Annotated in this window: 10 protein-coding genes and 1 pseudogene; 1 reads left to right on the top strand and 10 read right to left on the bottom strand. The window is 71.0% G+C overall.

Translation table 11 applies throughout. The annotated features are described in order from the left end of the window. Positions 1-222: 222 nt before the first annotated feature. Entirely contained in the window at positions 223-429 is a 207-nt protein-coding gene (locus OG966_RS07435) for a hypothetical protein (RefSeq protein ID WP_326648641.1), read from the bottom strand. A gap of 191 nt (positions 430-620) precedes the next feature. Beyond that, a pseudogene (locus OG966_RS07440) lies at positions 621-900 on the bottom strand (hypothetical protein); the annotation flags it as partial. A 232-nt stretch (positions 901-1,132) separates the two neighbouring features. Between OG966_RS07440 and OG966_RS07445 the strand changes: the two are divergent. Beyond that, positions 1,133-2,296: a serine/threonine-protein kinase gene (locus OG966_RS07445; protein ID WP_326648642.1), complete on the top strand. Its 1,164-nt coding sequence runs from the start codon at positions 1,133-1,135 to the stop codon at positions 2,294-2,296. 19 nt (positions 2,297-2,315) lie between these two features. Here OG966_RS07445 and OG966_RS07450 read toward each other — a convergent pair whose 3' ends face one another. The 8 genes from OG966_RS07450 to OG966_RS07485 all read right to left on the bottom strand — a co-directional run bounded on the left by OG966_RS07450 (position 2,316) and on the right by OG966_RS07485 (position 13,188). Further along, a complete protein-coding gene (locus OG966_RS07450; protein ID WP_326648644.1) occupies positions 2,316-3,134 on the bottom strand; it encodes a TrmH family RNA methyltransferase in 819 nt (272 codons plus the stop codon). A 64-nt stretch (positions 3,135-3,198) separates the two neighbouring features. Next, entirely contained in the window at positions 3,199-4,440 is a 1,242-nt protein-coding gene (cobA, locus tag OG966_RS07455; protein ID WP_326648645.1) for a uroporphyrinogen-III C-methyltransferase, read from the bottom strand. A 265-nt stretch (positions 4,441-4,705) separates the two neighbouring features. Then, positions 4,706-7,990 (bottom strand): nicotinate-nucleotide--dimethylbenzimidazole phosphoribosyltransferase, encoded by a 3,285-nt coding sequence (gene cobT / locus OG966_RS07460; RefSeq protein WP_326648646.1) that lies wholly within the window; start codon positions 7,988-7,990, stop codon positions 4,706-4,708. A 334-nt stretch (positions 7,991-8,324) separates the two neighbouring features. Further along, on the bottom strand, positions 8,325-9,557 hold the full coding sequence (gene cbiE / locus OG966_RS07465) for a precorrin-6y C5,15-methyltransferase (decarboxylating) subunit CbiE (protein WP_326648647.1): 1,233 nt from the start codon (positions 9,555-9,557) through the stop codon (positions 8,325-8,327). A gap of 101 nt (positions 9,558-9,658) precedes the next feature. Further along, positions 9,659-10,306 (bottom strand): GNAT family N-acetyltransferase, encoded by a 648-nt coding sequence (locus tag OG966_RS07470; RefSeq protein ID WP_326648648.1) that lies wholly within the window; start codon positions 10,304-10,306, stop codon positions 9,659-9,661. A gap of 147 nt (positions 10,307-10,453) precedes the next feature. Continuing rightward, positions 10,454-11,314: a MetQ/NlpA family ABC transporter substrate-binding protein gene (locus OG966_RS07475; RefSeq protein ID WP_326648649.1), complete on the bottom strand. Its 861-nt coding sequence runs from the start codon at positions 11,312-11,314 to the stop codon at positions 10,454-10,456. A gap of 81 nt (positions 11,315-11,395) precedes the next feature. Beyond that, complete coding sequence (locus OG966_RS07480) at positions 11,396-12,064, bottom strand: methionine ABC transporter permease (RefSeq protein WP_326648650.1); 669 nt, start codon at positions 12,062-12,064, stop codon at positions 11,396-11,398. Then, a complete protein-coding gene (locus OG966_RS07485; protein WP_326648651.1) occupies positions 12,061-13,188 on the bottom strand; it encodes a methionine ABC transporter ATP-binding protein in 1,128 nt (375 codons plus the stop codon). The genes OG966_RS07480 and OG966_RS07485 overlap by 4 nt, the downstream gene beginning before the upstream one ends. Positions 13,189-13,472 lie beyond the last annotated feature (284 nt).

Below are 13,472 nucleotides of genomic sequence, written 5' to 3' on the forward strand. Positions count from 1 at the left end.
CCGACTGGCCGACTGGGAGAGCCTACGCGGAGGCGGGTGGGTGTCGCCGAGTGTGCAGCGGTGGAGGTGCCCGGGGGCTACCGAATGGGCCCGGGCAGCGCGATGGCCGGTCAGCTCCCCAGCTGACCGGCCAAACGCTGCCGTCCGCCGCACCCCCGTCCCCACGGGGTTGTTGGCCGGATGTCCCCGACCCGGACCGCTCTTCCGGGTCCGGGGCGCCGCTCAGCGCCCCAGCATCACGCCCACGGACGACGCCTGTGTGACCACCGCATCCCAGCCGCCGAAGACGACCACCAGCAGTGCCGCCAGAGGAAGAACCATGGCCGTCGCCACCAGCGGGTGGCGCGTACCGGACGGGCGGCCGCCGAACGCGGCGTAAGCCTTGCGTCCCTGCATGCGGATCATCATCCGCGAAGCCGTGTCCGCCATGGTCCCTCTCCTGTCGTATGTGGCAGCGGCGGGTGTCTGACCTCGGGGGACGAGTGCTGCACCCGCCGCTTGACTTCAACATTAGGGAAGCGACAAGGCCCGGGCGTCATGCCCGCGTACCGATTGCCGGGCCTCCCGGAGGATGAGCCACCACCCGGCGACGTACTCCCCAGGGTGGAGACGCGGCCCCGGGCCTTGGGGTCTTCCCGGAGGGGGCGCGCAGGGTCGTCCTCCAGCGGGACCGGCTGCTCGTCCGGAGCCGGCACACCCGGGTGGCCATGAAACGGGACGTCAGCACCACCGGTCCTCCCCCGGCTACCGCGGGGAGGTGCCTCCAGGTGACTTCGCTCACTTCCACCACCCCTCTGTGTACCGCCGTCTCGACCCGGCGGCCCGTCGGCTTGCCACCACTTCGTATGTACGAGTCGTGTCACCCGCGTCCACCACAATCTCCACGCGGTCACCCTTCACTGATCCAATCCCCCTTCTGCGACGGACCTTTGAGATCTCGCACGGGCCAGGAGCGTTGGATCCACGGGCCCCTGACCACTCTTCACGTTTCACGTCCGGCACTGACAATCGATCGGACCGTGAGGGCGCGGCCTATGAGCACACCGGGACAGGGGTACGTAAGCTGTGCCACGTCAAACGGACGACCGTAGTAGCGGGGGTGGGGTCTCCCCACCGTAGGTAGGGGACGGACATGGCGATGATGCGGCTCCGGCGCGAGGACCCGCGTGTCGTCGGCTCGTTCAGGCTTCACCGGCGCCTCGGTGCAGGTGGCATGGGCGTCGTCTACCTGGGCTCCGACCGCCGCGGCCAGCGCGTCGCCCTCAAGGTGATCCGGCCGGATCTGGCCGAGGACCAGGAGTTCAGATCGCGGTTCGCGCGCGAGGTTTCGGCCGCGCGACGGATCCGCGGCGGCTGTACGGCACGCCTGGTGGCGGCCGATCTCGAGGCGGAGCGCCCGTGGTTCGCCACTCAGTACGTCCCCGGTCCTTCGCTGCACGACAAGGTCGCCGAGGGAGGCCCGCTGCAGGCCGCCGATGTGGCCACGATCGGTGCGGCGCTCTCGGAGGGCCTGGTCGCGGTGCACGAGGCCGGCGTCGTTCACCGGGACCTGAAGCCGTCGAACATTCTGCTCTCCCCCAAGGGCCCCCGGATCATCGACTTCGGCATCGCCTGGGCGACCGGCGCGAGCACGCTCACCCATGTCGGCACGGCGGTGGGCTCCCCGGGGTTCCTCGCGCCCGAGCAGGTGCGCGGCGCGGCGGTCACGCCGGCCACGGACGTCTTCGCGCTGGGTGCCACGCTGGCGTACGCCGCGACCGCGGACTCCCCCTTCGGGCACGGCAGTTCGGAGGTCATGCTCTACCGGGTGGTGCACGAGGAGCCGCAGCTGTACGGGGTCCCGGACGCACTTGCTCCGCTCGTACGGGCTTGTCTGGCGAAGGATCCCGAGGAGCGGCCCAGCACGCTGCAGCTGTCGATGCGGCTCAAGGAGATCGCGGCCCGGGAGGCCCAGGGGCTGCCGGAGGCCCGGCCGCCGTCCCAGCGCGTGCGTGTCGAGGAGGACCGTCCGACGTCACGCTACCCGGAGCGTTCGGAGCGGACCGAACGTATGGAGCGGCGTACGGCGGGCACGTCGGTGCCGCGGCCGCAGCCCTCTCGCACCGGCGGGACGCGCCCCCAGGCGCCCCGCAACACCTCCCGGACAAACGGCCGTCAGGGCACCAGGCCCGGTACCCGGCCGACGTCGACCGGGCGGCGGCCCGCCAACCCGCGGCTGCTGCGGCAGCGGATCATCGTGTTCTTCGTGGTGACGCTGATCGTGGCGCTGGGCATCGCCGCGGCCCAGCAGCTCTAGCTGTGGTGGCTGTTCGGGTTCAGGACTGCGGGCGGCCCGTCGCCACGGCGTAGAACGCGACCGCGGCGGCCGCGCCCACATTGAGCGAGTCGACGCCGTGCGACATCGGGATGCGTACCCACTCGTCGGCGGCGACCAGCGCCTGGGTGGAGAGCCCGTCGCCCTCCGCGCCGAGCATCAGCGCGACGCGCTCCAGCCGGTGCGGGGCCGCGTCGTCGATCGCCGAGGCCTTCTCGTCGGGGGTGAGAGCGAGGAGCCTGAACCCCGCTTCCCGTACGGACTCCAGGCCCCTGGGCCAGGATTCGAGGCGGGCGTACGGGACGGAGAAGACCGCGCCCATGGAGACCTTGACCGAGCGGCGGTAGAGGGGGTCCGCACAGTCCGGGGAGAGCAGCACAGCGTCCATGCCGAGAGCGGCGGCGCTGCGGAAGATCGCGCCGATGTTGGTGTGGTCGTTCACCGACTCCATCACGACCACCCGTCGGGTCGTCCGGAGCAGCTCGTCGGCCGTCGGCAGCGGCTTGCGCTGCATGGAGGCGAGCGCGCCGCGGTGCACGTGGTAGCCGGTGACCCGCTCGGCGAGCTCCGGGCTGACGGCGTAGACCGGGGCCGGGAGTTCGTCTATGACGTCGCGCATCACATCGACCCATTTGGCCGAGAGCAGCATGGAGCGCATCTCGTAACCGGCGTCCTTGGCCCGTCTGATGACCTTCTCGCCCTCGGCGATGAACAGGCCCTCGGCGGGTTCGCGCCTGCGCCGGAGCTCGACGTCGGTCAGGCCCGTGTAGTCGCGCAGGCGCGGGTCGTCGGGATCCTCGACAGTGATGAGATCAGCCACAGGGTGATACTGCCTTCTCCGGGGTGCGGTGCCAACGGCTGGGACGGCGTTGGGTTACCGCTGGTTACTTTGTTCCTACGGCGACCACGTCGCCGATGACGATGACGGCCGGGGGCCGTACGTCCTCGGCCCTGGCCGTCTCGGCGACGGTCGCGAGGGTGGCGTCGACACGTCGCTGGGAGGCGGTCGTGCCCTCCTGGACCAGCGCGACGGGGGTCTCGGGGGCCTTCCCATGGGCGACAAGGGTCTGCGCGATCGCACCGATCTTGTCGACGCCCATGAGGACGACCAGCGTGCCGCGGAGCTTGGCGAGGGACGGCCAGTCGACGAGCGAACGCTCGTCGTCCGGGGCGACATGGCCACTGACGACGGTGAACTCGTGGGCCACTCCACGGTGGGTGACCGGGATTCCGGCAGCGCCCGGGACAGAGATCGAGCTGGAGATACCGGGCACGACGGTGCAGGCGATGCCGGCCTCGGCGAGGGCCTGGGCCTCTTCCATGCCGCGGCCGAAGACGAAGGGGTCGCCGCCCTTGAGCCGTACGACCGCCTTGCCGGCCTTGGCGTGCTCGATCAGGGCGTTGTTGATGGCCTCCTGGGCCATGTAACGGCCGTACGGGATCTTCGCGGCGTCGATCACCTCGACGTGCGGCGGGAGTTCGTCGAGGAGGTCACGGGGGCCGAGGCGGTCGGCGATGACGACGTCGGCCTCGGCGAGGAGGCGGCGGCCGCGAACGGTGATCAGGTCGGGATCGCCCGGACCACCGCCGACGAGAGCGACGCCCGGGGTACGGGTGCGGTGATGGGGGGCGGCGAGGGTGCCGTCGCGCAGGCCCTCGACGATGGCGTCGCGCAGGGCGGCGGACCGTCGGGGGTCGCGGCCGGACACCTCAGTGGTGAGGACGGCGACGGTCACGCCTTCGGACCGGCCTGTCGCGGGGGTCCAGGCGGTGGCGGCGCCGGCGTCGTCGGAGCGTACGCACCAGGTGCGGGTGCGCTCGGCCTCGGCGGATGCGGCGTTGTTCGCGTCGGCGTCGGAGGTGGCGACGAGGGCGTACCAGGTGTCGGCGAGGTCGCCGTCCTCGTAGGCGCGCTTGATCCAGCGGATCTCGCCGGCGTCGGCCATCGCCTCGACGGAGGGCGTCGCGGACGGCGACACGAGAACGATGTCGGCACCGGCCGCGATGAGCGCGGGCAGCCGGCGCTGGGCGACCTGGCCGCCGCCGATGACGACGACGCGCCGCCCGGAGAGGCGGAGTCCGACGGGATAGGCGGGATGCGCGGCGCGCGCGGCGTGCTCGGCCATGACGGTACGGACTCCTCGGGCGGGACGTGCGTGGTACGGGTCCGCTGCGGCGCTGAAGCGGCTGGTGGGCGGGTTGTCAGCGCCCGCGGACCAGCTTACGGGGCCGGGGGTGCGGAGGTGGGGCCGGGAGAGTCTCTCCACCCGGCCCCGGCCCCCGCGCCTTCCCGAATCCGGGACAGTCCCCTGGGCAATCGGGCCTCCGCCGGGAGGTCACGCGGGGCCGGGCGCCCACCACTCCCGGCGCCCCGGCCCCTTACCGCGACCGTTACTTCTCCGTCACGCCCGCGGAGTCGAACGTTGCCACCTCATGCATCGCCCTGGCCGCGCTCTGGACCACCGGGAGCGCCAGCAGCGCGCCCGTGCCCTCGCCGAGGCGGAGGTCCAGGTCCACCAGGGGACGCAGACCCAGTTTGTTGAGGGCCGCCACGTGACCCGGCTCCGCACTGCGGTGGCCCGCGATGCAGGCCGCCAGGGCCTCGGGGGCGATCGCACGGGCCACCAGGGCCGCCGCGCCCGCCGAGACTCCGTCCAGCACCACCGGCGTACGCAGCGACGCGCCACCCAGGATGAAGCCGACCAGCGCCGCGTGCTCCAGGCCGCCGACCGCCGACAGCACGCCGATCGGGTCCGCCGGGTCCGGCGCGTGCAGTTCCAGCGCGCGGCGCACGACATCGACCTTGCGGGCGTGCATCTCGTCGTTGATGCCGGTACCGCGGCCCGTGATCTCGCTCGGGTCGATCTCGGTGTACACGGAGATCAGCGCCGCCGAGACCGTCGTGTTGGCGATGCCCATCTCACCGGTGAGCAGCGCCTTGTTCCCCGCGGCCACCAAGTCCCGCGCCGTCTCGATGCCGACCTCGACCGCCGAGAGGACCTCCTCGCGACTCAGCGCGAGACCCGTCGTGAAGTCGGCCGTACCGGGCCTGACCTTGCGCGGCAGCAGACCCGGCGTGGCGGGAAGGTCCCCGGCGACGCCCACGTCGATGACGCAGACCTCGGCCCCGACCTGGTTGGCGAAAGCGTTGCAGACGGCCCCGCCGCCAAGGAAGTTGGCGACCATCTGCGCCGTCACCTCCTGCGGCCAGGCGGTGACCCCCTGCGCGTGGACGCCGTGGTCACCCGCGAAGATCGCGACTGCCGCGGGCTCCGGGATCGGCGGCGGGCACATCCGGGACAGGCCGCTCAGCTGCGCGGAGATGATCTCCAGCATGCCGAGCGCCCCGGCCGGCTTGGTCATCCGCTTCTGTCGCTCCCACGCCTCACCGAGCGCCTTCGCGTCCAGCGGACGGATGTTGGAGACGGTCTCCTGGAGCAGATCGTGCGGCTCCTCGCCGGGCAGGGCGCGGCGGCCGTACGTCTCCTCGTGCACGACCCACGACAGCGGCCGGCGCTTGGACCACCCCGCCTGCATCAGCTCGGGCTCCTCCGGGAACTCGTCGACATAACCGACACAGAGGTAGGCCACGACCTCGAGGTGCTCGGGCAGACCCAGCGCGCGCACCATCTCGCGCTCGTCGAAGAAGCTGACCCAGCCGACGCCGAGGCCTTCGGCCCGGGCGGCGAGCCAGAGGTTCTCGACGGCGAGGGCCGAGGAGTACGGGGCCATCTGCGGCTGGGTGTGCCGACCGAGGGTGTGGCGGCCGCCGCGCGTCGGGTCGGCGGTGACCACGATGTTCACCGGGGTGTCGAGGATGGCCTCGATCTTCAGTTCCTTGAACTGCTTGGCCCGGCCCTTCGGCAGCGACTTGGCGTACGCCTCCCGCTGGCGCTGCGCCAGTTCGTGCATTGTGCGCCGGGTCTCGGCGGAGCGGATGACGACGAAGTCCCAGGGCTGCGAGTGGCCGACGCTGGGGGCCGTGTGCGCGGCCTCGAGGACGCGCAGCAGCACCTCGTGCGGGATGGGGTCGGAACGGAAGCCGTTGCGGATGTCGCGGCGCTCCCGCATCACGCGCAGTACGGCTTCGCGCTCGGCGTCGTCGTAGCCGGGTGCGGGCGCGGGCGCGGGCCGGGCAGCGGCCGCCGCGGGCATCTGCTCGGGCTCGGGCTCAGGTGCGGGCGCGAACTCAGGCGCAGGCGCGGACTCAGACGCGGGCTCAGGTGCGGGCGCGGGCTCCTCGGCCTCGACGACCTCGGCCACGTTCATCGCCTCGATCACCTCGGGAGCCGACTCGGGCTCGGGCTCGACTTCGGGGTCCGGCTGGGCAGCGGTCTCCGCGGACACTTCCTGGGGCATGTCCCAGCCACCGTCACGCGGCGCGGGCACCTTGGCCCCGGCTTCCGGCTCCGGCAGGGACACCGGTTCCGGCTCCACCACGGCTTCCGCTTCCTGCACAGGCACGGGCCCGGCCGCCCGCTCGGGCTCGGGCTCCTGTTGCATCATCTCGACCTGCACCATCTCGGGCTGCACCATCTCCCGCTGCACCGGCACGTCGACCGGCGCCGCCGCCAGGTAGGGCATGGCGGGCAGCGGTCCGTCGACGGGGACGAACTGTCCGGCGGGTGTCGGCTCGGGGGCCGGGGCGGGAACGGCCACGGCCTCGGCGACCACCGGAGCAGGCTCAGGGACGACCGTTTCTGCTGGGACGGCGGTGAACATCTGGGGCTGCGGAGGCTGAGGGTCCCAAGGGGCTCCGGCCTGCGGCGGGATCTCGCCCAGCTGCGGGCCCGGCAGCGTCCCCGCCGACCCGTCGCGCGGGATGTCGAGGTACTCCAGGCCCGTCGCTGGCGACGCGGGGCCGGGCGCGGGCACGGCGTGCGGCGGCGTTGTACCCGCCGGTCCGCGGTCGGCGAGGGAGCGCACCACGCCACCCGTGCTGTCGGGCACCGGCGGGCCCATGTGCAGCGGCCGGCGCGCGGGCGGCGGAGTCGGCGTGGCGGAGGTGGGCGGGATGCGTACGCCATTGAGGTCGACCGAACCGGAGTCACGGCCGCCGGACTCGTGCGCGCCCGGCTCGGACAGCGGCGGGACCTGTGCGGCCGGCGCGAAGGCCTCGGCCGCGGCCGCGGCCGGTTCCTCCGCGAACGCCGGAGCGACCGGCTCGACCGTCGCTGCGGACTCCGGCGCCGCAAATTCCTGAGACACGAACTCCTGGCCCGCGAACTCCTGACCCGCGGACAGCTGCGCCGACGCGGACACCCCGACATGCTGCTCGGAACCCAGGTGCTCGGAAAACTGCTGCTCAAAGACCTGATGCTCGGAAAACTGCCGCCCGGAAGCCATCTGCTCGGGCGTCGGCGCCTGGTCTCTCGACACCGGCACAGCCACAGGCGCGAGCCCACCCGCGGCGTGCGCGGGCGCCGGAGCCATCGGCATCTGCGCGACCGGCGTCTGCGCCACCGGCCCCTGTGCCCCCATGCCCGGCGCCGCGCCCGGCTGCGGGTCGCTCCACGCGCCCTGCGCTCCCGGCATCAGCAGGAGATCATCTTCTTCGGGACCGTTCTCGGAGGGGCCCAGGAAGGTGTACGCGCCAGGAGCGGGGATGCCCGGCTGCTCCACCATGCCTGCGTTCTCCGGCAGCCCCTCGCCCGGGATCTGGCCGGTGTCAGTCATGCGTACCCCTCGCCCATCGCTTGTGCTCCTTCGCCCATCGCCCGGGGCACCCGACCACTGCACACCTGACGCCCGTCAACAAGAACGAGCGTGAGCGCCGCGCGGCACGATCGGCCCACGGACACAAGGCATTCTCGCGGCCGTTCGCCGCCGCGGCAGGGAGATCCGCCACGGTCCGATGTGGGCTGCGCCACGTTGCGCCTCCCCCGGTTCCGACGTACCACATACGGGAGCCAAATGGACCCCTTTTTCCGGACATTGACGAACGAAGCGACGAACGACCGGGTGCGGTACAACAATCGGCCAGCCTACCCCGCGCCGTGCGGCGGCAGGGTCAGGGGGCGCGGTCCGGCTGGCGGCCGGAGAGGAGAAAGACGACGGAACGCTCCCGCTCCGCCCATGCCGCGGTGTCCATTTCGACGGACTGCAGAAGCGCGCATTCGACGACATAGCCGCCGGCCGCCAGTGCCGCGCCGATCGCCTCGGCCTCGTCCCGGGTCGAGGCGTGGGTCACGATGCGCTGCGGCCGCCGGTCGACACAGGCGGTCACCACCGGTACTCCCCCACCCCCGATCCGTACGACATCGGGCTCGGGCAGCCGCTCCAGCACATGCGGCGCACGGCCATGGACGATCTGAAGCTGGACTCCGGAGCGCCGTGCCGTCGCGGCGGTACGGTCGCAGGCGGCCGGGTCGGCATCGACGGCAATCACCGCGGCGCCGAAGCGGGCCGCCTCCGCGGCGAGCGCACCGCCGGCGGAGCCGATGTCCCACACGAGGTCGCCGATACGCGGCCCCAGGCGGGCCAGTTGCGCGGCGCGCAACTGCACCGACTCGCCCTCGCCGAGGGCACCGGCACCGGCACCGGCACCGGGATCCGGCGGCAGCGCCCAGCCGCGTATCGCCGGCGGATAGCCGGGGTCCCGGCCGGCGATCCAGCCGCTGCCCGGCACGGCCGCGCTCGCCGCTCCGCCGATGACGATGACGACATTGGGGTCGCGCCAGACGTGGTCGGCGGCTTTGTCGGAGGTGAGGACGGTGACCTGCTCACGGTCGGTACCGAGTTCCTCGCAGATGACGAAGGTGCGGTGGACGCCTTCCAGGAGCAGGGCGAGTTCCGCGGGCCCGGCGCCCGGGGAGGTGAGGACAGCGACTTTGGAGTGCGCCCGGCACACATTGACGGCGCGGCGCAGCGTACGCCGGTGGGCGACGACGACCTGTGCGTCGTCCCACGGCATTCCGGCCCGGGCGAAGGCGGTGGCGACGGCGGAGACGGCGGGGACGACCTCGACCTCGAGGCCGTGCTCCGGCGCGCGCAGGGTGCGCACGACCCCGAAGAAGCCCGGGTCACCGTCGGCGAGAACGACTGCGCTGCCGCGGTGCCCGGCGATCCGGCGCGCGGCGAGGTCGACGCTGCCGAGCCGGATGCGCTCGGCGTCCCGCGGCACCTCGGGCAGCGCCAGATGGTGCGCGGCTCCGGCCACCAGAGTGGCGGCCGAGAGGGCGGACCCGGCGGCTGCGGTGAGGGGCGAGCCGTCCCAGCCAATCACCGTGACGCGGTCGGCCATCGTCGTCAGTCTCCTGGTGTTGTCGCAGGTCGGGGCAGCCCGCAGGCACGGGCATGGCGAGAGTACCTGGAGCGGGCGGTGATCGGTTCTGGCGGCTGCCGTCAGTTCCAGTCGGTGAAGGAGGCGTAGCCCGCGTCCGCCATCCGGCCCGAGACGCCCTCGATGTCCTCGGGCAGCAGACTCCAGACGATCAGGTCGGTGCGGATGTCGGCCCAGCCGCCGTCCTCGGTCTGTGTACGCGCTATCCAGGCGTTACGCAGCACACCCTCGCTTATGCAGCCGATCTTCTGGGCCACCTGCTGGGACGCGGTGTTGTCGGCGGCTGTGCGCAGCTCGATGCGCTCGAACTTCTGGATCTTGAAGAGCCATTGGGCGACGGCCAGTACCGATTCGGTGGCGTAGCCCTCGCCGCGCGCCCAGGGGGCGGTCACATAGGCGACCTCGGTGGCGAGGGTGCGCCAGTTGGTGTTCTGCAGATGGACCGTTCCGACGAGCCGCTGGGTGAGGAACTCCGTGACGGCCAGGACGATGCCGCGTCCTTCGGTGCGCTCTGCAGGAGCGATCCTGCACACCCATTCCTCGGCGTGCGCCGCCGTGTAGGGCTGCGGAACTGAGGTCCAGGCGGTAACCAGCTCGTCGTTCATCATCTCGGTGTGCGCCGGGATGTCGGCTTCCTCGAAGGGGCGCAGCACCAACCGCTCCGTGCTGATGGACACGTCCGGGAAGGTGGTAGTCATGCGCAGCTCCATGCCGAAGACCGTCGTAAGGGCCGTAGCCGTAAAGGCACAGCATGCAGCATCGGGTGGCGGATGCGCATGGCCGGGTGGTGAGTAGCACGAGGCCCCACGCACCTGTCGGGGTACGTGGGGCCTCGTTCAAAGGGCTTGCGGCGAGCGTTACTTGGCGGCGCCGAAGGCCGGGACGACCGAGCCGGCGTACGTGTCCTCGATGAACTTCTTCACCTGGGGGGAGTTGAGGAGCTCCGCGAGCTTCTGCACCCGGGCGTCCTTCTCATTGCCCTCCTTGACGGCGAGGAAGTTGGCGTAGGGGTTGCCCTGCGCCTTCTCCAGCGCAAGGGAGTCCTTGGCGGGCTTGAGGTCGGCCTCGATGGCGTAGTTGCCGTTGATGACCGCGGCGTCGACGTCGTTCAGGGCGCGGGGCAGCGTGGCGGCCTCGATCTCCTTGAACTCCAGGCCCTTCTTGTCCTGGATGTCGGAGAGCTTGGCGCCGGAACCGACACCGGACTTGAGGGTGATCAGACCGTTGTCCGCGAGGAGCTTGAGCGCGCGGCCCTCGTTGGTGGTGTCGTTCGGTACGGCGACCGTCTGGCCGGACTTGATCTCCTTGAGGTCCTTGACCTTCTTGGAGTAGAGGCCCAGCGGCTCCAGGTGAACATTGACGACCGGAACGATGTGGGTGTTGTTCTTCTTGTTGAAGTCGTCGAGGTACGGCTTGTGCTGGAAGAAGTTGGCGTCGACCTGGCCGCTCTCGGTGGCGGTGTTCGGCAGGACGTAGTCCGTGAACTCCTTGACCTCGAGCTTGAGTCCGGCCTTCTTCGCCAGGTTGTCCTTGACGTAGTTGAGGATATCGGCGTGCGGCGTCGGGGACGCGGCGACGACCAACGCCCTGGACTCGTCGGCCTTGGCGCCGGAGCCGGACTTGGCGGTCGGGTCGGACGCGGTGCCGCAGGCCGTGAGGCCGAGAGCGAGGGCGGCGGTGGCGGCGGCAGCCGCGGTGAGCTTGATGTTCTTACGCACGAAAAGTGCCTCTTTCTGGTGGTGCGGAAACGTCGCCCGGACAAGGAGTGCGGGCTTCTTGGAGTGAGGTCTGGGGGCCTGTCAGGCGGTACGGCCGCGGCGCGCCAGGAGTCTTACGACTCCGTCACCGATGAGCTGTACGACGGTGACGAGGGCGATCAGGATGACGACCGTGATGAGCATGAACTGGGTCTCGAAGCGCTGGAATCCGTAGGTGACGGCCTTGGAGCCCAGACCCTCGCCGCCGACCGCGCCTGCCATCGCCGAGTAGCCGACGAGAACGATCACGGTGGTGGTGACGGCGGAGACGAGCGACGGCAGTGCCTGCGGCAGCAGCACCTTGCGGACGATCGTCCAGATGGATCCGCCCATCGCCTGGACGGCCTCGACCAGGCCGTGATCGACCTCGCGGATCGCCGTCTCGACGAGCCGGGCGAAGAACGGAATGGCGCCGACGGCAAGCGGCACGATCATCGCGGTGGGGCCGATGAAGGTGCCGACGACCAGGGTGGTGAAGGGGATCAGCGCGATCAGCAGGATGATGAACGGCAGCGAGCGGCCGATGTTCACGATCACGCCGACGACCTTGTTCACCGGGGTGCTCTGCAGCAGCCCGCCCTTGTCGGTGAGGACGAGCAGCACACCGAGCGGCAGTCCGCCGGCGACGGTGACGAGGGTGGACCACAGCACCATGTAGAGGGTGTCGAGGGTGCCCTGGCTCAGCAGCGGCTGCATCTCCGACCAGTTCACTTGGCACCTTCCCTGACCAGCGCGGAGGTCTGCGCGGGCAGAGCGACCGACTCGGCGGGTGCGTCGGGGTCGACGACATCGACCTGCAGGCCCTGCTCGCGCAGGAAGCCGACGGGAACGACGTTGTCCTCGTAGCGGCCGGGCAACTCGATGCGCATCCGGCCGATCTGCTTGCCCGCGACGGTGTCCATGGCGGCGCCGAGGATCGAGATGTCGATGTTGTACGTACGCGAGAGCTGGGAGATCACCGGCTGGGTGGCGGCCTCGCCGTGGAAGGTGACGTCGATGACCGTGCTCTCGGGGCCAGAGGCCTCGCCGCCGACCGGGAAGAGCTCCTCGGCCAGCTCGGAGCCGGGCGTTGCGAGCAGTTCACTCACCGTTCCGGATTCGATGATCTTCCCCTTCTTCATCAGGGCGGCCGAGTCGCAGATCGTCTTGACGACGTCCATCTCGTGCGTGATGAGCAGTACGGTCAGTCCGAGCTGCCGGTTGAGGTCGCGCAGCAGCTGCAGGATCGAGCGGGTGGTCTCGGGGTCGAGCGCGCTGGTCGCCTCGTCGGAGAGCAGCACCTGCGGGTCGCCGGCGAGTGCGCGGGCGATGCCGACACGCTGCTTCTGTCCGCCGGAGAGCTGTCCGGGGTACGCCTTCGCCTTGTCGGCGAGGCCCACCAGATCGAGCAGCTCGAGTGCCTTGCGGGAGCGCTCGGCGCCGGAGATCCCGAGGATCTCCAGCGGCAGTTCGATGTTGTCCTTGACGCTGCGCGAGGACAGCAGGTTGAAGTGCTGGAAGACCATGCCGATACGGCTGCGCGCCTCGCGCAGTTCCTTGCCGGCCCGGCGGCCGCGTCCGGCCAGCGCGGTGAGGTCCTGGCCGGCGACGGTCACGGTGCCGGCGGTGGGGCGCTCCAGCAGGTTCACGCAGCGGATGAGCGAAGACTTGCCGGCGCCGCTCTGGCCGATGACTCCGAAGACCTCGCCCTCACGGACGTGCAGGTCGACGCCGTCCAGGGCGGTGACCTCGCGGCCTCGCGAATGGTGAGCCCGGTAAATTTTCGTCAGGCCCGTAGCGGTGATCACAGGGGTTTCCGTCACTGTCGAGTGCGCGGCGCGGTGTCCGCCGGGCACGGGGCATTCGGGTTTGGACAGCCGTGCGCGGTACGGCTGATTCGGCTTGTGGCCGGGGAGCAACGCGTGCGCGGGGCAGCTCGGTCCGATGCGTTCCAGGCGGAAGATCGGATTCGGCGCGGCTGTCGGTCTCGCTTCGGGGCGCGAGGCTCAGGCAGGGGCCCTCAGTTGGCGCACATTCGACACATACAACGAGCACCGGGCGTCGTGATCGCCTCGGTCGCAAGGGTGCGGCTGCTCGTCCTGGTCATGTCGGCAAGTAAAGCAGACATGCCTGCCGAGCG

It is taken from the genome of Streptomyces sp. NBC_01750 (genome assembly GCF_035918095.1).
In the GTDB taxonomy this organism is placed as follows: domain Bacteria; phylum Actinomycetota; class Actinomycetes; order Streptomycetales; family Streptomycetaceae; genus Streptomyces.

What these genes read in the sequence shown, in the direction of transcription:
- cobA (WP_326648645.1), bottom strand. Translation starts at nt 4,440, where the DNA reads ATGGCCGAGCACGCCGCGCGCGCCGCGCATCCCGCCTATCCCGTCGGA.
- cbiE (WP_326648647.1), bottom strand. Translation starts at nt 9,557, where the DNA reads ATGGCCGACCGCGTCACGGTGATTGGCTGGGACGGCTCGCCCCTCACC.
- OG966_RS07445 (WP_326648642.1), top strand. Translation starts at nt 1,133, where the DNA reads ATGGCGATGATGCGGCTCCGGCGCGAGGACCCGCGTGTCGTCGGCTCG.
- OG966_RS07470 (WP_326648648.1), bottom strand. Translation starts at nt 10,306, where the DNA reads ATGGAGCTGCGCATGACTACCACCTTCCCGGACGTGTCCATCAGCACG.
- OG966_RS07435 (WP_326648641.1), bottom strand. Translation starts at nt 429, where the DNA reads ATGGCGGACACGGCTTCGCGGATGATGATCCGCATGCAGGGACGCAAG.
- cobT (WP_326648646.1), bottom strand. Translation starts at nt 7,990, where the DNA reads ATGACTGACACCGGCCAGATCCCGGGCGAGGGGCTGCCGGAGAACGCA.